The organism is Streptomyces sp. NPDC000404, from assembly GCF_040300365.1.
Taxonomy (GTDB): domain Bacteria; phylum Actinomycetota; class Actinomycetes; order Streptomycetales; family Streptomycetaceae; genus Streptomyces; species Streptomyces ramulosus.
The window spans coordinates 75,402-94,472 of sequence record NZ_JBEPDN010000018.1; the positions used below are offsets into that span (position 1 = coordinate 75,402).

At 70.6% G+C, this 19,071-nt stretch carries 16 protein-coding genes; 11 read left to right on the forward strand and 5 right to left on the reverse strand.

Annotation, left to right across the window (positions count from 1 at the left end; genetic code table 11):
• Positions 1-42 precede the first annotated feature (42 nt).
• The 10 genes from tsf (at position 43) to ABT345_RS29885 (ending at position 11,492) form a co-directional block, all read left to right on the forward strand.
• Complete coding sequence (tsf, locus tag ABT345_RS29840; protein WP_345080180.1) at positions 43-879, forward strand: translation elongation factor Ts; 837 nt, start codon at positions 43-45, stop codon at positions 877-879.
• Between the two features lie 211 nt (positions 880-1,090).
• Positions 1,091-1,864: a UMP kinase gene (gene pyrH / locus ABT345_RS29845; protein WP_345080177.1), complete on the forward strand. Its 774-nt coding sequence runs from the start codon at positions 1,091-1,093 to the stop codon at positions 1,862-1,864.
• 176 nt (positions 1,865-2,040) lie between these two features.
• On the forward strand, positions 2,041-2,598 hold the full coding sequence (frr, locus tag ABT345_RS29850) for a ribosome recycling factor (RefSeq protein ID WP_345080174.1): 558 nt from the start codon (positions 2,041-2,043) through the stop codon (positions 2,596-2,598).
• Positions 2,598-3,800, forward strand: a complete 1,203-nt coding sequence (locus ABT345_RS29855; protein ID WP_345080171.1) for a phosphatidate cytidylyltransferase — start codon at positions 2,598-2,600, stop codon at positions 3,798-3,800. The genes frr and ABT345_RS29855 overlap by 1 nt, the downstream gene beginning before the upstream one ends.
• 436 nt (positions 3,801-4,236) lie before the next feature.
• The gene (locus ABT345_RS29860; RefSeq protein ID WP_345080168.1) at positions 4,237-4,593 is read left to right on the forward strand and encodes a WXG100 family type VII secretion target; all 357 of its coding nucleotides are present in this window, start codon (positions 4,237-4,239) and stop codon (positions 4,591-4,593) included.
• Between the two features lie 223 nt (positions 4,594-4,816).
• Positions 4,817-5,827, forward strand: coding sequence for a hypothetical protein (locus tag ABT345_RS29865; RefSeq protein ID WP_345080166.1), 1,011 nt, complete (start codon positions 4,817-4,819; stop codon positions 5,825-5,827).
• Between the two features lie 393 nt (positions 5,828-6,220).
• Positions 6,221-7,327 carry a dual-specificity RNA methyltransferase RlmN gene (gene rlmN, locus ABT345_RS29870; protein WP_030289228.1) on the forward strand — a complete coding sequence of 369 codons (1,107 nt, stop codon included), beginning with the start codon at positions 6,221-6,223 and terminating at the stop codon, positions 7,325-7,327.
• A gap of 323 nt (positions 7,328-7,650) precedes the next feature.
• A complete protein-coding gene (locus ABT345_RS29875; RefSeq protein WP_345080366.1) occupies positions 7,651-8,676 on the forward strand; it encodes a thiamine ABC transporter substrate-binding protein in 1,026 nt (341 codons plus the stop codon).
• A 20-nt stretch (positions 8,677-8,696) separates the two neighbouring features.
• Complete coding sequence (locus tag ABT345_RS29880; RefSeq protein ID WP_345080159.1) at positions 8,697-10,340, forward strand: ABC transporter permease; 1,644 nt, start codon at positions 8,697-8,699, stop codon at positions 10,338-10,340.
• Positions 10,341-11,492 carry an ABC transporter ATP-binding protein gene (locus ABT345_RS29885; RefSeq protein WP_345080156.1) on the forward strand — a complete coding sequence of 384 codons (1,152 nt, stop codon included), beginning with the start codon at positions 10,341-10,343 and terminating at the stop codon, positions 11,490-11,492. It abuts the gene before it with no gap.
• A gap of 236 nt (positions 11,493-11,728) precedes the next feature.
• On the opposite strand, the gene ABT345_RS29890 is transcribed toward ABT345_RS29885, so the two are convergent.
• The 5 genes from ABT345_RS29890 to ABT345_RS29910 form a co-directional block, all read right to left on the reverse strand.
• Positions 11,729-12,691 (reverse strand): DMT family protein, encoded by a 963-nt coding sequence (locus ABT345_RS29890; protein ID WP_345080153.1) that lies wholly within the window; start codon positions 12,689-12,691, stop codon positions 11,729-11,731.
• 638 nt (positions 12,692-13,329) lie between these two features.
• Entirely contained in the window at positions 13,330-14,532 is a 1,203-nt protein-coding gene (locus ABT345_RS29895) for a hypothetical protein (protein WP_345080149.1), read from the reverse strand.
• Positions 14,514-15,248: an ABC transporter ATP-binding protein gene (locus ABT345_RS29900; RefSeq protein ID WP_345080146.1), complete on the reverse strand. Its 735-nt coding sequence runs from the start codon at positions 15,246-15,248 to the stop codon at positions 14,514-14,516. Before ABT345_RS29900 ends, ABT345_RS29895 begins: the two co-directional genes overlap by 19 nt.
• 235 nt (positions 15,249-15,483) lie before the next feature.
• Positions 15,484-16,845, reverse strand: coding sequence for an aspartate aminotransferase family protein (locus tag ABT345_RS29905; protein WP_345080143.1), 1,362 nt, complete (start codon positions 16,843-16,845; stop codon positions 15,484-15,486).
• Positions 16,846-16,847: 2 nt separating this feature from the next.
• Positions 16,848-17,342: an Lrp/AsnC family transcriptional regulator gene (locus tag ABT345_RS29910; RefSeq protein WP_345080140.1), complete on the reverse strand. Its 495-nt coding sequence runs from the start codon at positions 17,340-17,342 to the stop codon at positions 16,848-16,850.
• A 179-nt stretch (positions 17,343-17,521) separates the two neighbouring features.
• Between ABT345_RS29910 and ABT345_RS29915 the strand changes: the two genes are divergently transcribed.
• Complete coding sequence (locus tag ABT345_RS29915) at positions 17,522-18,976, forward strand: gamma-aminobutyraldehyde dehydrogenase (protein WP_345080137.1); 1,455 nt, start codon at positions 17,522-17,524, stop codon at positions 18,974-18,976.
• Positions 18,977-19,071: the final 95 nt, after the last annotated feature.

The following is a 19,071-nucleotide window of genomic DNA, read 5'->3' on the forward strand; positions in this document are numbered from 1 at the left end:
CACCCGTAGATCTTTCGACTTTCGAGAAGAGATTCACAGATCATGGCGAACTACACCGCCGCTGACGTCAAGAAGCTCCGCGAGCTGACCGGCGCCGGCATGATGGACTGCAAGAAGGCCCTGGACGAGGCCGAGGGCAACGTCGACAAGGCCGTCGAGGCGCTGCGCATCAAGGGCCAGAAGGGCGTCGCCAAGCGCGAGGGCCGCTCCGCCGAGAACGGCGCCGTGGTCTCCCTGATCGCCGACGACAAGACCTCCGGTGTCCTCGTCGAGCTCAAGTGCGAGACGGACTTCGTCGCCAAGGGCGAGAAGTTCCAGGCCGTCGCCAACGAGATCGCCGCGCACGTCGCCAAGACCTCCCCGGCCGACATCGAGGCGCTGCTCGCCTCCGAGATCGAGGCCGGCAAGACCGTCCAGGCGTTCGTCGACGAGGCCAACGCCAACCTGGGCGAGAAGATCGTCCTGGACCGCTTCGCGCAGTTCACCGGCGGCTACGTCGCGGCCTACATGCACCGCACCATGCCCGACCTGCCCCCGCAGATCGGTGTCCTCGTCGAGCTCGACAAGGAGAACGCCGAGGTCGCCAAGGGCATCGCCCAGCACATCGCCGCGTTCGCGCCGAAGTACCTCGCCAAGGAAGACGTGCCGGCCGAGGTCGTCGAGGCCGAGCGCCGTGTCGCCGAGGAGACCACGCGCGCCGAGGGCAAGCCCGAGGCCGCCCTCCCGAAGATCGTCGAGGGTCGCCTCAACGGCTTCTTCAAGGACGCGACGCTGCTCGGTCAGCCGTACGCGCTCGACAACAAGAAGTCGGTCGAGAAGGTCCTCCAGGAGGCCGGTGTCAGCCTGAAGCGCTTCTCGCGCATCAAGGTCGGCATCTGAGCGAGCCGGAACGCCCCGCGCCACCGCGACCGGCCGCCACGGCCGACCGCATGGTGCAGGGCAGCGAATGACCCGCGGCCCCATTAGGGTCGTACGCAGTCGGCCGCACACCGGCCGGCCGCAGATGTGACGAGGAGGCCATTGCCGCACAGGGATCTGAACCAGACCCACGGCAATGGCCTCCTTCGTATGTGTACGAGGAGAGCTTCACATGAACCACGGTGCCGACGGCTCGGATAAAGCCGGCAATCCTGACAGCGGCGGGAAGGGACGCTTCCTGCTGAAGCTGTCCGGCGAAGCGTTCGCCGGCGGTGGCGGTCTGGGCGTCGACCCCGACGTCGTCCACGCCATCGCACGCGAGATCGCCGCCGTGGTACGCGACGGCTACGAGATCGCCATCGTGATCGGCGGCGGCAACTTCTTCCGTGGCGCCGAACTCCAGCAGCGCGGCATGGACCGGGCCCGTTCCGACTACATGGGCATGCTCGGTACGGTCATGAACTGCCTCGCCCTCCAGGACTTCCTGGAGAAGGAAGGCATCGACTCCCGCGTCCAGACCGCCATCACCATGGGGCAGGTCGCGGAGCCGTACATCCCGCTGCGCGCCGTGCGCCACCTGGAGAAGGGCCGCGTCGTCATCTTCGGCGCCGGCATGGGCATGCCGTACTTCTCCACCGACACCACGGCCGCCCAGCGCGCCCTGGAGATCGACGCCCAGGCCATGCTGATGGGCAAGAACGGCGTGGACGGCGTGTACGACGCCGACCCGAAGAAGAACCCCGACGCGGTCAAGTTCGACGCCCTCGAATACGGCGAGGTCATCACCCGCGACCTGAAGGTCGCCGATGCCACCGCCATCACGCTGTGCCGTGACAACAAGCTTCCGATCCTCGTCTTCGAACTGCTCGCCGAGGGCAACATCGCGCGTGCGGTGAAGGGTGAGAAGATCGGCACGCTCGTCAGCGATCAGGACACCCGGGCCTGACGGCCCCAACTGCCGCGCGGGCACGGGGCGCTGCCCCGCGCCCCGCGGCACCTCCCGTGCACGGGGACGAGACCGGCACGGGGATGGACAACCGCCTGCCGGTCGGACACCGTGCAGGAGTGGACGCGCGGCAGGGGCGAGGCTCTGCTTCTTACGAATAAGACCAGGAGCAAGTGGTGATCGAAGAGATCCTCCTCGAAGCCGAGGAGAAGATGGAGAAGGCCGTCGTGGTCGCCAAGGAGGACTTCGCCGCGATCCGCACGGGGCGTGCGCACCCGGCGATGTTCAACAAGATCGTGGCGGACTACTACGGCGCGATGACGCCGATCAACCAGCTGGCGTCGTTCGCGGTTCCGGAACCGCGGATGGCCGTCGTGACGCCGTTCGACAAGAGCGCCCTGCGCAACATCGAGCAGGCGATCCGCGACTCGGACCTCGGTGTCAACCCGAGCAACGACGGCAACATCATCCGTGTGACGTTCCCGGAGCTCACCGAGGAACGCCGCAAGGAGTTCATCAAGGTTGCCAAGAACAAGGGCGAGGACGCGAAGATCTCGATCCGCAGCGTCCGCCGCAAGGCCAAGGAAAGCCTGGACAAGCTGGTCAAGGACAAGGAGACCGGCGAGGACGAGGTCCGTCGCGCGGAGAAGGAGCTCGACGACACCACCGCGAAGTACGTCGCGCAGGTGGACGAGCTGCTCAAGCACAAGGAATCCGAGCTCCTCGAGGTCTGATGAACGAGTCATCCTGGGGCTCCTCGCCCGGCGCCGGTTCCTGGGGACCGGCGCCGGACCACGGGGCGGCCCCCGCGCCGCATGGGGCGGCGTCCCCCGCCGCGGCGGGGCACTCATTCGACGGGGGAGCGGTCGCCCGGACCCGCCCGCTGCCCGTCGTGCCCGACATCGGCGGACACCAGGACGACGACCGGGACCACCGGGGCCCCCGGGATGACCCGAACCACCGGGACGACCGGGGGGCCACTCGACTGAGCGGCCCCCTGTTCCGCGACGAAAAGCCGCAGGAGCCCATGGCCACGCCTTTCCCCGGTTCCCCCGGGCCCGATGGCTCGACGGACCCGCAGAAGCCTCATCCGACGGAGCCGGAGAAGCCCAAGAAGAAGAGCGCGGGGCGCAATCTGCGCGCCGCGATAGGGGTGGGCGTCGGCCTCGGCGTGGTCATCCTCGCCTCCCTCTTCGTCTACAAGCCCGTCTTCATCGGCGTGATAGCGGTCGCCGTCGTCGTGGGCCTGTGGGAGCTGACCGCACGTCTTGCGGAACGCAAGGACATCCAGGTACCGCTGGTCCCGCTCGCCGTCGGCGGCACCGCCATGGTGATCGCCGGGTACGTCCGCGGGGCCGGCGGCGCATGGGCGGCGATGGCGCTGACCGCCCTCGCCGTTCTGGTGTGGCGGATGACGGGGAAGCCGGAGAACTACCTGCGGGACGTCACCGCGGGCGTTTTCACGGCGTTCTACGTGCCGTTCCTCGCCACCTTCGTCGCCCTGATGCTCGCCGCCGACGCGGACGGGCCGCAGCGGGTGCTGACGTTCCTGCTGCTGACCGTCGTCAGCGACACCGGGGCGTACGCCGTGGGGTGGCGGTTCGGAAAGCACAAGCTCGCGCCCCGCATCAGTCCCGGCAAGACGCGGGAGGGGCTCGTCGGCGCCGTGCTGTTCGCGATGGTCGCCGGTGCGCTGTGCATGGAGTTCCTGATCAAGGGCGGCGTGTGGTGGCAGGGGCTGCTGCTCGGCCTCGCCGTCGCCGCCAGTGCCACCCTCGGTGATCTCGGTGAATCCATGATCAAGCGGGACCTCGGCATCAAGGACATGGGCACCCTGCTGCCGGGCCACGGCGGCATCATGGACCGGCTCGACTCCCTGCTGCCCACCGCCCCGGTCGTCTGGCTGCTCTTCGTGATCTTCGTGGGCGCCGGGTGACGCTTACGCCCCACGCCTGACACCGCCTCCGTCACCGAGTGACGGGAAGCCCCCTGCCCGACGGGAATCCGTTGGCAGGGGGCTTCTGCGTTGCGCATGGGGCCGCCGCATGGGGCGGTTGATGCCTTGGCGCCCCATGCGCGGTGCGCCATGCGGTGGCCCCGCACCCGGGGCGGACGGCAGGGGCGGACGGCTGAGGCGAGGGTTTCCGCCAATCGACCGCGCGCACGAGCGGTCCGGGTTTTCCGTGAGCAGCGTTTTTGTGTGACGAAGGCAAAGCCAGGCGCAACGGTCGACGATATGCGCATGTCGCTCATGGCCGGAACGCGCCGCGGTGCGACCGACGGCCGGCGCCCAGCGGTAGATGTCACGTACATGCAGCGCTAGCCTCGGCTGGTTGCAGGCATGGGCCGTACGCACCACGGGGGTGGAAGCGATGGGATCTCTCGGAGATCTTTGGGACGACGGAACGAAGCTGGTCGGTGATGTCGTCGAGGTCGGCAAGGACATCGTGATGGCGCCGGCCGAGATCGCGCACTGGGTCCTTGGGCAGATGTTCGGCGGCGGCGAGGCGGATCTGCAGAAGATCGCTGCCGCCCTGGAGAAGCTGAGCAGCGAAATGGACGGCCTCACCAAGGAGATCAACTCCTCGCTCGGCCGGCTCACCTGGCACGGCCCCGCGTCCGATGCCTTCGTCAAGGTCGCGAACGGGCGGGTCAAGGAGATGAAGCAGGTCACCGACGATCTGTCCTCGCTGGGCAAGTCGGTGGATCGGCTCGCCAAGGTGTACTGACCCGGCGAGACGCTCTCAAGACGCGGTACGCGCCGTCAGGCGCCGGAGAAGTCGGTGCTCTCTTTCCGGTTCGTTGCGCCGTTCTCGCCGCCCGGCGGCCGTGGCGTATCGCCCGGGTCTTCGCGCGGCGCGACTCGGCAACCGGGGTCCGCACGGGGCGGGCGCACCATGCGCCGTACGCGGCGGTGCTCACCATGTATCACGACAACACGGGGGTTGACGGATGTCCAACGACACATTCGGTGTCGAGCTCGCCGAACTCGACAAGATCCAGCGTGACTGGCACTCGGCCAGCAAGCACATGAAGGAGCTGAACCAGCAACTGAGCGACGTCAAGAGCACGTTGGTCAAAGCGGCGTCGATCGACCTCGCCGCGGCGCCCCTCGCGCACCTTCCCGGCTTCGGCGTCGCCTACCAGGTGCTCAAGGACGTCAAGGAGATCCTGCAGCTCACCGAGCGTCTGGAGGAACGCAAGGGGCTGCTGCTCGACGAACTGGCCGCCGACGCCGAGAAGATCAAGCGGGTCAAGGACGAGTACGAGGCCAACGAGAAGAAGATCGAGGAGAAGCTCAAGAAGGCCAAGGAAGCCGGGAAACAGAACGACTCCCCGTCGGCCGGTCAGCACAGCGGCACCGGAAGCGGCACGGGAAACACCGGAGGCGGCAACGGGAGCAGCAACAGCGGAGGCGGACCGGCGCCCACGCCCGGCCACGGAGACGGCAAGTGGAAGACGGTGGGGGACTGGGACGCCTGGTCGCCCGGAAAGCACCACACCACCACCGGCGCGGGCGTCGAAACCGCCCCGGATACCTCCGGGCTCCCGCAGGAGCGCAAGGACATCATCGACCGCGCCCTGGAGCGGGTGAACCACCGGATCGGTTACAGCCAGTCGGCCACCACCAACGGTTACCGCGACGACTGCTCCGGCTTCGTCTCCGCCGCATGGGGCCTCAAGCCGCCGGGACTCAACACCTACGGCCTGATGGGCGGTGACACCGCGCACCAGATCACCAAGGACGACCTCCAGCCGGGAGACGCCCTGGTCGCCGGCGACCACACCGTCCTCTTCGGTGGCTGGGCCGACGCCTCACACACCAAGTACGTCGCGCTGGAGGACAACGGCTCCCAGGGCACGGTCTCGCATGTCATCCCCTACCCCTACTACTCCGGCGACGCCGCCTCGGAGAGGGCGGGCGGACACCCGTATGTCCCCTACCGCCGCAACGGTCTCTGAGCGCGCGGGGCGGACGGCGGCGGGGCGACGGCGCGCACCGCATGGGGCCGGAGGCGTGCCGCCCCGTTGCCTCGTCTGCCCGTCCGTCGCCCCGTTCCCGCCGTCGGGGCCACCGGGGAGCTCAGCACGGGCGCGACCGGGCACCGCACCGTCACGGCGGGTGAGCCGGCCGTGTACCTCGCCGCCTGCCTGCGCCATGCGCCGGTCATGGCCCCGTACTCCTGCTAGGGGCATCTACGAGATCACCCTGGGCCGTGTGGGGGCCGTCACCCACCTCCGCGAGGTCTGGAGCTCCTGACGCAGTGGGGCCCCGTGCCCGGGCGCAGCGGGGTGACCGCCCCCACCCTTGGGACGGACCGGCCCACCTCGGCGGTCTGCGACACTGGATGCACCATGCCGAAGCCCGGAGAACTCACCTTTGTCGCGCCGCGTGGGGCCAAGAAGCCCCCGCGGCACCTCGCCGATCTCAGCCCCGTGGAGCGCCGTGAAGCGGTGGCCGCGATCGGAGAGAAGCCGTTTCGTGCCAAGCAGCTGTCGCAGCACTACTTCGCGCGGTACGCGCACGACCCGGAGCAGTGGACGGACATCCCCGCCGCTGCGCGGGAGAAGCTGGCGACGGAGCTGCTGCCCGAGCTGATGAGCGTGGTGCGGCACATCTCCTGTGATGACGACACCACCCGCAAGACCCTCTGGAAGCTGCACGACGGCACCCTCGTCGAGTCAGTGCTGATGCGGTACCCGGACCGCGTCACCATGTGCATCTCCTCGCAGGCCGGCTGCGGCATGAACTGCCCGTTCTGCGCCACGGGGCAGGCCGGACTGGACCGTAACCTCTCGACGGCGGAGATCGTCCACCAGATCGTCGACGGTATGCGGGCGCTGCGTGACGGCGAGGTGCCCGGCGGCCCCGCGCGGCTGTCCAACATCGTGTTCATGGGCATGGGGGAGCCGCTCGCCAACTACAAGCGGGTCGTCGGTGCCATCCGCCGGCTCACCGACCCCGAGCCGGACGGCCTGGGGCTGTCCCAGCGTGGCATCACCGTGTCGACGGTCGGACTGGTCCCGGCGATGCTGCGGTTCGCCGACGAGGGCTTCAAGTGCCGTCTCGCCGTCTCGCTCCATGCGCCCGACGACGAGCTGCGCGACACTCTGGTGCCGGTCAACACCCGCTGGAAGGTCCGCGAGGTCCTCGACGCGGCGTGGGAGTACGCGGAGAAGTCCGGCCGCCGGATCTCCATCGAGTACGCCCTCATCCGTGACATCAACGACCAGGCATGGCGCGGTGACCTGCTCGGACGGCTGCTCAAGGGGCGGCGCGTCCATGTGAACCTCATCCCGCTGAACCCGACGCCCGGGTCGAAGTGGACCGCCTCGCGGCCCGAGGATGAGCGGGCGTTCGTCCGCGCCATCGAGGCGCACGGCGTGCCGGTGACGGTGCGCGACACCCGGGGCCAGGAGATCGACGGGGCCTGCGGACAGCTCGCCGCCTCGGAGCGCTGACCGTCGCGCTGGTACCGTGTGGTCGAACAAATGCACATTCCGACAGGGGAGCGCCACAGCGCTGAGAGTGCGGGGAGACCGTAGGCATACGGGGGACCCGCAGACCCTTGAACCTCGCCCGGGTCATTCCGGGTAGGAAGTTCGGTCATCACTCATGCTGTTGCGCCCCGTGCGGCGCCGCATGGGGCGCGTTGCGACGCGGCCCATGCGGCGCGGCACGGGGCCGCGTCTCTTCCTGGCCAGCCAGGAGGACATCAGTGGGTCACACCAGCACGACCACCACCCGCAGAACCGCCGCGGCCGTCGCGGTCGCCGCCGTCACCATGGGCGCAGTCGCAGCTTGCAGCAGCTCCGGAGGCGACGCGGCGGACGCCAAGACCGTCACACTCGTCAGCCACGACTCGTTCAACGCCTCGAAATCGGTGCTCGCCGACTTCGAGAAGCAGAGCGGCTACAAGGTCCGGCTCCTCGGGGGCGGCGACGCAGGAAAGGCCGTCAACCAGGCGATCCTGTCCAAGGACAATCCGCAGGGCGACGTCTTCTTCGGCATCGACAACACCCTGCTCTCGCGCGGCCTGAAAGCCGGGATCTTCACCCCGTACGAGGCCAAGGGCCTCGGCACGGTGCCGGACGCGTTCCAGCTCGACAAGGCCGGGCACCACGTCACCCCGCTCGACTACGGCGACACCTGCGTCAACTACGACCGCGCGTACTTCGCCGCGCACCACCTCGCGCCGCCGAAGACCTTCGACGACCTGATCAAGCCGCAGTACAAGAATCTGCTGGTCACCGAGAACTCCGCGACGTCCTCGCCGGGGCTCGCCTTCCAGCTCGGCACGATTGCCACGTACGGTCAGGACGGCTGGCAGGGCTACTGGAAGAAGCTCAAGGCCAACGGCGTGGAGGTCGTCGACGGCTGGGAGCAGGCGTACAACGATCGGTTCTCCGGCTCCGCCGCGGGCAAGGGCAAGGGCGACAAGCCGCTGGTCGTCTCGTACGCCTCCAGCCCGCCCGTCGAGGTGCTCGGCAAGAAGCCGGAGCCGAAGGAGGGGCCGACCGGCGTGGCCACCGGCACCTGCTTCCGCCAGATCGAGTTCGGCGGCCTGCTCAAGGGCGCGAAGAACGAGAAGGGCGGCAAGGCGCTGCTGGACTTCCTGCTGAGCCGGAAGTTCCAGGAGGACATGCCGCTCCAGATGTTCGTCAACCCGGTACGCAAGGACGCCGCCGTGCCGGCGCTGTTCACCAAGTACGGCGCGACGATCGACAAGCCGGCGACGGTCGCGCCCGAGACGATCACCGCACACCGCGAACAGTGGATCAAGCAGTGGTCCTCGCTCGTCCTGAAGTAACCGCACGGGGCCGCCGCCCCATGCGCGCCACGGCGGTGCGCATGGGGCTGCTGGCACTGCCGCTCGTCTTCTTCACGCTGTTCTTCGCCTACCCCGTCGCGGCGATCGTCGGCCGCGGGCTCACCGACGCCGGCCACTGGCAGTTCGGCCGGCTCACCGCCGTCCTCGGCGACCCGGACATCCTGCACGTCCTGTGGTTCACGCTCTGGCAGGCCGCCGCCTCGACCGGCCTGACGCTGCTTGTCGCCCTCCCAGGCGCGTACGTCTTCGCCCGCTTCGACTTTCCCGGCAAGCAGCTGCTGCGCGCCGTCGTCGCCGTCCCGTTCGTCCTGCCCACCGTCGTCGTGGGCTCCGCCTTCCTCGCACTGGTCGGCCGTGGCGGGCTCCTCGACGACCTGTGGGGGGTGCGGCTGGACACCACGGTGTGGGCGATCCTCCTGGCGCACGTCTTCTTCAACTACGCGGTGGTCGTCCGCACCGTGGGCGGCCTGTGGAGCCAGCTCGACCCGCGGCAGGAGGAGGCCGCACGGGTGCTCGGCGCGGGGCGGTTCGCCGCATGGCGCCGGGTGACGCTGCCCGCGCTCGGCCCCGCCGTCGCCGCCGCCGCGCTGATGGTCTTCCTGTTCACCTTCACGTCGTTCGGCGTGGTGCAGATCCTCGGCGGCCCCACCTTCTCCACCCTGGAGGTGGAGATCTACCGGCAGACCGCCGACTTCCTCGATCTGCCCACCGCCGCCGTGCTGACCATGATCCAGTTCGTCGCGGTGCTGGGGCTGCTGGCCCTGCACGCCTGGACGGTGCGGCGCCGCGAGACCACCCTCCGCCTCGTCGACGCCGCCCGCACCGCGCACCGTCCACGGGGCGGTGGACAGTGGGCGCTGCTGTGGGGCACCGTCGCCGTCATCGCGGTGCTCCTCGTGGCCCCGCTCGTCGTCCTCGTCGTACGGTCCTTCGCCGGTCCCGACGGCTACGGGACGGTCTTCTACACCACGCTGGGCTCCGCCGCGTCAGCCGACAGCACCTTCGTCGTCGCGCCGCTCGACGCGCTGTGGAACTCCCTGGCCTACGGTGCCGCGGCCACCGCCATCGCCCTGGTGATCGGCGGGCTCGCCGCCGCCGCGCTCACCCGACGGGGCGGCCGCATGGTGCGCGGCCTCGACGCGCTGCTGATGCTGCCGCTAGGGGTGTCCGCGGTGACCGTCGGCTTCGGCTTCCTGATCACTCTCGACAAGCCGCCGTTGGATCTGCGCTCCTCCTGGTGGTTGGTGCCGCTCGCACAGGCCCTCGTCGGAGTGCCGTTCGTGGTGCGCACCATGCTGCCGGTGCTACGCGCCGTCGACGGACGGCTCCGGGAGGCCGCCGCGGTCCTCGGGGCCTCCCCGTGGCGCGTGTGGCGGGAGGTCGACCTCCCCATGGTGCGCCGCGCCGTGCTGATCGCCGCGGGCTTCGCCTTCGCCGTCTCCCTCGGCGAGTTCGGCGCGACGGTCTTCATCGCCCGCCCCGACCACCCCACCCTGCCGGTGGCCGTGGCCCGGCTGCTGGGCCGCGCCGGGGAGCTCAACTACGGCCAGGCGATGGCCCTGTCCACGCTCTTGATGGTGGTGTGCGCCGGGGCCCTGCTCGCCCTGGAACGCCTCCGCACCGACCACTCCGGGGAGTTCTAGATGACCGCCACCACCACGACCCGGGCCACCGGACGCCAGGAGCTGCTGCGCCTGGACGGGGTGACCGTCCGCTTCGGCGGGCACGGGGCGCCCGCGGCGCTCGACGCCGTCGACCTGGGCATCGCCGCCCACGAGATCGTCTGTGTCCTCGGGCCGAGCGGCAGCGGCAAGTCGACGCTCCTGCGGGTGGTGGCCGGGCTGCAGCCGGCCGACTCCGGGCAGGTCCTCCTGGAGGGACGCGATCAGGCGCGGGTGCCCACGTACCGGCGCGGGGTCGGCCTGATGTTCCAGGACCATCAGTTGTTCCCGCAGCGTGACGTCGCGGGGAACGTCGCCTTCGGCCTGCGGATGCGTGGCGCGCGCCGCGCCGAGCAGGACCGCACCGTCGCCGAACTCCTTGACCTCGTGGGCCTGCCGGGAGCCGCACGGCGCGCTGTCGGCTCACTCTCCGGCGGCGAACAGCAGCGGGTCGCGCTTGCCCGCGCGCTCGCCCCGCGCCCCCGGCTGCTGATGCTCGACGAACCGCTCGGACAGCTCGACCGCGGGCTGCGCGAACGCCTCGTCGTCGAGCTGCGTGGCCTCTTCCGCACGCTGGGGACGACCGTGCTGGCCGTCACCCACGACCAGGGGGAGGCGTTCGCGCTGGCCGACCGTGTCATCGTCATGCAGAACGGCGGCATCGCACAGACCGGCACGCCGCTGGAGGTCTGGCAGCGCCCCGCCACCGAGTTCGTCGCCCGATTCCTCGGCTTCGACAACGTGGTCGAGGCGACGGTACGGGGCGGGGCCGCCGAGACGCCCTGGGGCAAGGTGCCGGTGCCGCACGGGGCGGAGGACGGGGCGTGCCGCCTGCTGGTGCGCCCGGCCGGGGTCCGGCTTACGGCGCCCGAGGACGGCCTGCCGTGCACCGTCGCCTCCCGCACCTTCCGCGGCACCCATGTGGCTCTCCTCCTCCAGCCGGCCGACGGCCCGCAACTGGAGGCTGCCTGCGCGCTAGGGGACGCACCGGAGCCCGGGCAGCGGGTGGGAGCGCGGTTCGTCCCGGAGGACGTGGTGGTGCTGGGCGCGACGGGGGAGAGCGGAACACCTGGCGTCGGCGCCTCGCACCGCGAAGCCGCGGGCCTCGACGTGGCGGGAGATCGGCCTGAGTAGTGCGGGGTATGCCGGGTGGCGGTGGTACGCGCATGGGGCAGTCTTAGCCGAGCCGAGCCGAGCCGAGCCGAGTGCGTCGGCGGTGGCTCCGGGGTGTGGCCCCATGCGGTCCGCCCCATGCAGCCGGCGGCTCGATGTGTCTCGCGGGCATGGGGCCCGGTGCCCGCGCCCCATGCGCACCACCGTGGCCGCGCCCCGTGGGGACGGGCGCCCCGCCCCGTCAACGTCCCGCCCCGTCAGCGTCCCGCCACGCCCCCGGCCAGGCTCTGCTCCGTATCCCCCGCGTCTCGGGTGCTGTCCGCATCGGCTGCAGGGGGCGCGGCGGGGTCCGTTTCCGGGGAGCCGAACCAGGCGACGGCCACGGCTCCGGCGACCGCGATGACGAAGCCGAGGACGGCGACCCAGCCGAAGCCCGGGCGGGAGGCGTCCCCGAGCCACAGCACGCCGAGGATGCCGGGAACCACCGTCTCGCCCACCACCAGCGCCGCCGTCGCACCGTTCACCGAGCCGATCTGCAACGCCACGGTGTGCAGATACATGCCGCCGATGCCCGCCACCAGGATCGCGTAGAGGGCCGGGTCGCTCAGCAGCGTCGGCAGGTCGAACGGGTCCACGCCGTTCAGCACGCGTACGCCGACACCGAGCGCGCCGAAGCCCAGACCGGAGAGGAGACCGGCCGGGATGGCCGCGCGGGCACCCAGCAACCGCACGACGAGGGTGCCGACGCCGATCAGCAGCACGGACGCGGCCAGCAGCCACCAGTGCGTGGCGAGCGGAGTGGCGCCGCTGCCCTCATGGCCCGCGGCGGTGGCCAGCAGCACCAGCGCCGAGCAGACCACGGCGATCGACGCCCACTCCGGCCGGGTCAGCCGGATGCCCAGCATCTTGATGCTCAGGAGCGCGGTGACCACCAGGTTGGCGCTGATCACCGTCTGCGAGAGGAACAGCGGCAGCAGCCGGGCGGCCAGCGCGCCCAGGGCGAAACCGAGGAAGTCCAGGCCGGTACCGACGAGGAACTCCCAGGTCACCGCCGCCTTCGCGGTCGACGAAAGGCTGGGGCCGCCGTGCTGTGTCACACCGGCGGAAGGGGCGATCGCCGCTTCCTGGCGGGCGGACCTGCGCGACCCCACCGCCTGCAGTACGGACCCCGCGCCGTAACAGGCGGAGGCCGCCACGGCGGTCACAAGACCGATGATCACCACGTGCTCCGTTCGCGCCCCGTCCGCCGCACCGTGGCTCGCCCCGGTACCGCGGGCGTGCATCTCACCACTGCGTTACCCGGCCATGCAGACGTGCTTTCCGGCGGACGGGTTGCTTCTACGGGCCGGCCGGATGTCTCAAGGCCAGGACTCTCGTCCGACACGGTCACGGGGCGCGTGGGGCATGCAGGGCACCGGAGCCGCTGCCCGCCCGCCGTGCCCGCGCCGATCCGTCCGCCGCTCTTGGCGGTCCGCCCGCACGGGGCACGGGGCGCGGCGCATGGGGCACGGCGCATGGGGCGGGACCCGCACGAAGAGATGCCGCCTCCCACGGCGTGTGGCTCGCGGTGCGTGGCGAAGCCCGGCGCCCCACGCACGGCACGGGCCTTCAGACCGGCCGCCCCATGCAGCGCACGCCATCGTGCTGACGCCCCCTGCAAGCCGCCTCAGCCCCCGCTGCCGCACCTTCCCAGGCCCGCACGCGCCACCCCACGCCTCCCCCGAGGCCGTACACCGCGCCCCACGCCTCCGCGCATGGTGCCCCGGCGGCACGGCCACGAAGGAGCCCGGGGCCCGCACCGCGCGTCCGCGCATGGTGCCCCGGGCCAGGGCTCCGGCCCCATGCGCGGCGTCCGGACTCACCGCACCAACGGCACCGTTGCCAGCTCGGCCACGCCCCACGTCAACGGGGCCAGGACGAGGACCAGGGTGGCGGCGCGAAGGGTGGCGGCGCGGCGGAGGAGCGCGGCCGGGGCGCCGAGCCTGCGCAGGGCCGCGGTGGCATCGGCCCGTGCGGCGCGGGACTCCAGCCCGGCGGCCAGTGCGCTCGCCAGGACGCAGCCCAGAACGACGGCTGCGCCGACCGCGGTCAGCGGCCCGAACGTCTCCAGCGGGGCGGCACGGAACACCTTCATCGCGGCGTAGCCACCCGACGCCACCGCGCACAGCACCCCGATGGGGCGGCCGATCCGCCGTGCCTCCTCCTGGAGCACCCGCCCCGCCAGCAGCCGGAGCGCGCCGGGCCGGCCCGCGCACAGCAACCGCCCGCACAAGTGCACCAGGCCCGGGCCGGCCAGCACCAGTCCGACGGCGGACAGCGCCCAGCCCGCCAGGACGCCCGGGGGGCTGCCCACCAGGCGGCCCGGCAGCGGCAGCAGGCCGGCGCCCGCGGCCGTACCGCGGCCCGCGTATGTCTCGACGGTCAGCCCCACCGCCGTCAGGGCGATGCCCCACGGCAGGCCGGACGGGGCGGCGGGCGCCGTGCGGGACGCCCCGTCGGCATCGTCGCCGGTCTCCGTCTCCGCGAGGGCGGGCGACGGGGCCGGCGCGGCCTCGCGCGGACGCACCGCCAAGGCCGTCGCCCCCGCCATGACCAGCGGCACCAGCGCCAGCAGCAGCGCCGTCCCGGCGAGCGGCAGCGGGTGTCCCGCGCCGAGCAGCTCCGTGGCGGCCTTCGGCCACGGCGCCGTACCGAGTCCGCCGCGGAGCCGGAGGAACACCAGCAGTGCCGCGACGGCGCCCAGCGCGCCGGTGAGCGCGGTGGAGGCGGCGGCGAGCAGCGTCAGCCGGAACGGGCCCAACCCCGCCGCCGCCATGCCCCGTTGGAGCCGTGCGGCAGGATCCGTCCGTGCCACCGCGACCGCGAGCTGCGCGGTCGCGGCGAGCGGCGCCAGGCACCACAGCAGTCGCACCGCGGCCTGGCCGGAGTCCGTGGGGTGCGCGGTGGCGTGGCCGAGCGTGGCAAGGAGCAGGAAACCGGTGCCCCCGGCCGCCGTGGCGACCGCGGCGCGCCGGACCAGCACCAGGGGGCGCGTACCGCGGGCTAGACGGAGAGCGAGCACGCTGCCCTGCTTTCCGCGTCGGGGGCGGAGGCGGCGCCACCGCGGGACCGGCGGCCGTCGAGGAGGGCGACAGTGCGGTCGGCAAGAGACGTCGCCTCGGGGTCGTGGGTGGCGAGGACCACGGTGATCTGGTGCGAGCGGGCAGCCGTGGTGAGAGTGCGCAGCACCTGGGTGGCGTCCGCACGGTGCAGCGGCGCGGTCGGCTCGTCCGCGAAGAGGACCTGCGGCGTGGTGGCCAGCGCACGGGCGATGGCGACGCGTTGACGCTGCGACTGGTCGAGCTGCGCGGGGCGGCGGCGCGTGCAGTCGCCGACGTCGAGCCGGTCGAGCCACTCGGCCGCGGTGTTGCGCGCGGCGCGGCCGCCCTCGCCGCGCAGCAGCAGCGGCAGGGCGGCGTTCTCCCAGGCGGTCAGTTCGGCCACGAGATGGGGCTGGGTGTCGATCCAGCCGAAGCGGTCCAGCCGCAGCCGCTCGCGGTGGCGGGCGCCGAGGGTGTGCACCGGTGAACTGTTGAACCACACCTCGCCCTCGGACGGGGCGAATTGGCCGGAAAGGCAGCGCAGCAACGTCGTCTTGCCGCTGCCGCGCGGGCCGGTGACGGCGAGGATCTCCCCTTCGCGGACGCCGAGGGAGACTCCGGCCAGTGCGGTGCCGGTGCCGTAACTGTGGTGCAGGCCGCGGGCCCAGAGAATGTCGTTGTCAGGCGGGGCCACCATCTGCGCACCTCTTGCGTTCGCGTCCGTTCGTTCCCCCAACCGGGTGAACGACCATGGAGGGTATCGGTCACTGGCACGGTAAGGACTGCGGACCCCCATGATTCGGCGCTGGGCATGCACAACGGCCCGAATTCACTCCTATGGCTTCTCTTGAGCGAATTCGGGCCGTGCAATCTTCGGTTGTGCAAGCTCCTGTTCGGCACCGGACCGGAGCTGACCGGAACGGCGCGGGGGATCAGAGCTTGGTCCACGCCTCCGTGAGCACGGTGCGCAGAATCTGCTCGATCTCGTCGAAGACCGACTGGTCGGCGATGAGCGGCGGCGCGAGCTGGATGACCGGGTCACCGCGGTCGTCGGCGCGGCAGTACAGACCGTTGTCGTACAGCGCCTTGGAGAGGAAGCCGTACAGAACGCGCTCGGTCTCCTCCTCGTTGAAGGACTCCTTGGTGTTCTTGTCCTTGACCAGCTCGATGCCGTAGAAGAAGCCGTTGCCGCGGACGTCGCCGACGATCGGCAGGTCGTGGAGCTTCTGGAGGGTGGAGAGGAAGTTGCCCTCGTTCTCCAGGACGTGCTTGTTGAGGCCCTCGCGCTCGAAGATGTCGAAGTTGGAGAGCGCCACGGCGGACGAGACCGGGTGGCCGCCGAAGGTGTAGCCGTGCAGGAAGGTGTTGTCGCCCTGGTAGAACGGCTCGGCCAGGCGGTCGGAGATGATGCAGGCGCCGATCGGGGAGTAGCCCGAGGTCATGCCCTTGGCGCAGGTGATCATGTCCGGGACGTAGCCGAACTTGTCGCACGCGAACATCGTGCCCAGACGGCCGAACGCGCAGATGACCTCGTCGGAGACGAGCAGTACGTCGTACTGGTCGCAGATCTCGCGGACGCGCTGGAAGTAGCCGGGGGGCGGCGGGAAGCAGCCGCCGGCGTTCTGCACCGGCTCCAGGAAGACGGCCGCGACGGTCTCGGGGCCCTCGAAGAGGATCTGCTGCTCGATCTGGTCGGCGGCCCAGCGGCCGAACGCCTCGGGGTCGTCGCCGTGGATCGGGGCGCGGTAGATGTTGGTGTTGGGGACCTTGTGCGCGCCGGGGACCAGCGGCTCGAAGGGCGCCTTCAGGCCTGGGAGGCCGGTGATCGACAGGGCGCCCTGCGGGGTGCCGTGGTAGGCCACCGCGCGGGAGATCGCCTTGTGCTTCATCGGCTTGCCGGTGAGCTTGAAGTACTGCTTGGCGAGCTTCCAGGCGGTCTCGACCGCCTCACCGCCGCCCGTGGTGAAGAAGACCTTGTTGAGGTCGCCCGGGGCGTAGTCGGCCAGCCGCTCGGCCAGCTCGACGGCCTTGGGGTGCGCGTAGGACCACACCGGGAAGAAGGCCAGCTCCTGCGCCTGCTTGGCGGCGGTCTCGGCCAGCTCGACCCGTCCGTGACCGGCGTTGACCACGAAGAGGCCGGCCAGGCCGTCGATGTAGCGCTTGCCCTTGTCGTCGTAGATGTTGGTGCCCTCGCCGCGCACGATCGTCGGCACGGGGGCGTTCTCGTACGACGACATGCGGGTGAAGTGCATCCACAGGTGGTCGTACGCCGTCTTGGAGAGGTCGGCGCTCATTGCTATCTCGTTCCCCAGGTGTAGGTCTGCTTCCGGAGCTTCAGATACACGAAGCTCTCGGTCGTCCGGACGCCGGGCAGCGTGCGGATTCGCTTGTTGATCATTTCCAGCAGGTGGTCGTCGTCCTCGCAGACGATCTCGATCAGCAGATCGAAGGAGCCCGCGGTCATGACGACGTACTCGACCTCCTCCATGGCGGTGAGGGCATCGGCCACGGGATCGAGGTCACCCTCGACGTTGATGCCGACCATTGCCTGCCGCCGGAAGCCGACCGTGAGGGGGTCGGTGACGGCGACGATCTGCATCACGCCTTGGTCGAGCAGTTTCTGTACGCGCTGGCGTACGGCTGCCTCGGACAGGCCGACGGCCTTGCCGATCGCGGCGTACGGACGGCGCCCGTCCTCCTGGAGCTGCTCGATGATCGCCAGGGAGACGGAGTCGATCGACGACGGGGTGCCGGTTCTGTCACGTCGCTCGTGACTGTTGCGGGGGGCCACGTCCCTCACTGTGCACGAGCCTCGTCGGTCTCGCAACCCGTAAGCGATGAAATCAGTTGCGTTGGGATCTAATTTTCACTGATTCCGTTGTTAGGGAGTGGCGGGTGTGTTGAATGCGTCGGCTTCATGGCTAGGGTGGGTGTCTCAACCACCGGACATCTGATTGAAGGGGGCGCACAGTGACCACCGCACTGCGTCGTCTGCGCAACTACATCGACGGGGAGTTCCGGGACGCCGCCGACGGGCGGACCACGGAGGTGGTCAACCCGGCCACGGGTGAGCCGTACGCCACCGCGCCGCTCTCCGGGGCCGCCGACGTGGACGCGGCGATGGCCGCGGCCGAGGCCGCCTTCCCCGCCTGGCGCGACCTGATCCCCGGCGAACGCCAGAAGGTCCTCCTCAAGATCGCGGACCGCTTCGAGGAGCGCGCCGAGGAGCTGATCGCCGCCGAGTCCGAGAACTGCGGCAAGCCGGTCGCCCTGGTCCGCTCCGAGGAAATTCCGGTGATGCTGGATCAGATCCGCTTCTTCGCGGGGGCCGCCCGGATGCTGGAGGGCCGCTCGGCCGGCGAGTACATGGACGGCTTCACGTCCATCGTCCGCCGCGAGCCGATCGGCGTCTGCGCCCAGGTCGCGCCGTGGAACTACCCGATGATGATGGCCGTGTGGAAGTTCGCCCCGGCGCTCGCCGCGGGCAACACCGTCGTCATCAAGCCCTCCGACACCACCCCCGCGACGACCGTCCTGATCGGCGAGATCATCGGCGGCGTACTGGACGAACTGGGCCACTCCCGCGGTGTGTTCAACGTCGTCTGCGGCGACCGGGAGACCGGCCGTCTGATGGTCGAGCACCCCGTACCCGCGATGGCCTCCATCACCGGCTCCGTGCGCGCCGGCATGCAGGTCGCCGAGTCCGCGTCCAAGGACCTCAAGCGCGTCCACCTGGAGCTGGGCGGCAAGGCCCCGGTCGTGGTCTTCGAGGACACCGACATCCCCAAGGCCGTCGAGGACATCGCCATGGCCGGCTACTTCAACGCCGGTCAGGACTGCACCGCCGCGACCCGGGTGCTCGTCCACGAGTCCATCCACGACGAATTCGTCGCCGCGCTCGCCAAGGCCGCCTCGGAGACGAAGACCGGCGCGGTCGACGACGAGGACGTGCTCTACGGCCCGCTGAACAACGCCAACCAGCTCCAGCAGGTCAAGGGCTTCATCGAGCGGCTGCCCGCCCACGCCAAGATCGAGGCGGGCGGCGAGCAGGTCGGCGAGAAGGGCTACTTCTTCGCCCCGACCGTCGTCTCCGGCCTCAAGCAGGACGACGAGATCGTCCAGCACGAGGTGTTCGGTCCGGTCATCACCGTCCAGTCGTTCCGCGACGAGGAGCAGGCCCTGGAGTGGGCCAACGGCGTCGAGTACGCCCTCGCCTCCTCGGTGTGGACCAAGGACCACGCCCGCGCCATGCGGATGTCCAAGAGCCTCGACTTCGGCTGCGTGTGGATCAACACCCACATCCCGCTCGTCGCCGAGATGCCCCACGGCGGCTTCAAGAAGTCCGGCTACGGCAAGGACCTCTCCGCGTACGGCTTCGACGACTACACCCGCATCAAGCACGTGATGACGTCGTTGGACGGCTGACGGCTGACGGCTGACGGCTGACGGCTGACGGCTGACGGCTGACGGCTGACGGCTGACGGCTGACGGCTGACGGCTGACGGCTGACGGCTGACGGC

What these genes read in the sequence shown, in the direction of transcription:
- tsf (WP_345080180.1), top strand. Translation starts at nt 43, where the DNA reads ATGGCGAACTACACCGCCGCTGACGTCAAGAAGCTCCGCGAGCTGACC.
- pyrH (WP_345080177.1), top strand. Translation starts at nt 1,091, where the DNA reads ATGAACCACGGTGCCGACGGCTCGGATAAAGCCGGCAATCCTGACAGC.
- ABT345_RS29855 (WP_345080171.1), top strand. Translation starts at nt 2,598, where the DNA reads ATGAACGAGTCATCCTGGGGCTCCTCGCCCGGCGCCGGTTCCTGGGGA.
- ABT345_RS29860 (WP_345080168.1), top strand. Translation starts at nt 4,237, where the DNA reads ATGGGATCTCTCGGAGATCTTTGGGACGACGGAACGAAGCTGGTCGGT.
- ABT345_RS29865 (WP_345080166.1), top strand. Translation starts at nt 4,817, where the DNA reads ATGTCCAACGACACATTCGGTGTCGAGCTCGCCGAACTCGACAAGATC.
- rlmN (WP_030289228.1), top strand. Translation starts at nt 6,221, where the DNA reads ATGCCGAAGCCCGGAGAACTCACCTTTGTCGCGCCGCGTGGGGCCAAG.
- ABT345_RS29875 (WP_345080366.1), top strand. Translation starts at nt 7,651, where the DNA reads ATGGGCGCAGTCGCAGCTTGCAGCAGCTCCGGAGGCGACGCGGCGGAC.
- ABT345_RS29880 (WP_345080159.1), top strand. Translation starts at nt 8,697, where the DNA reads ATGCGCGCCACGGCGGTGCGCATGGGGCTGCTGGCACTGCCGCTCGTC.
- ABT345_RS29885 (WP_345080156.1), top strand. Translation starts at nt 10,341, where the DNA reads ATGACCGCCACCACCACGACCCGGGCCACCGGACGCCAGGAGCTGCTG.
- ABT345_RS29900 (WP_345080146.1), bottom strand. Translation starts at nt 15,248, where the DNA reads ATGGTGGCCCCGCCTGACAACGACATTCTCTGGGCCCGCGGCCTGCAC.
- ABT345_RS29905 (WP_345080143.1), bottom strand. Translation starts at nt 16,845, where the DNA reads ATGAGCGCCGACCTCTCCAAGACGGCGTACGACCACCTGTGGATGCAC.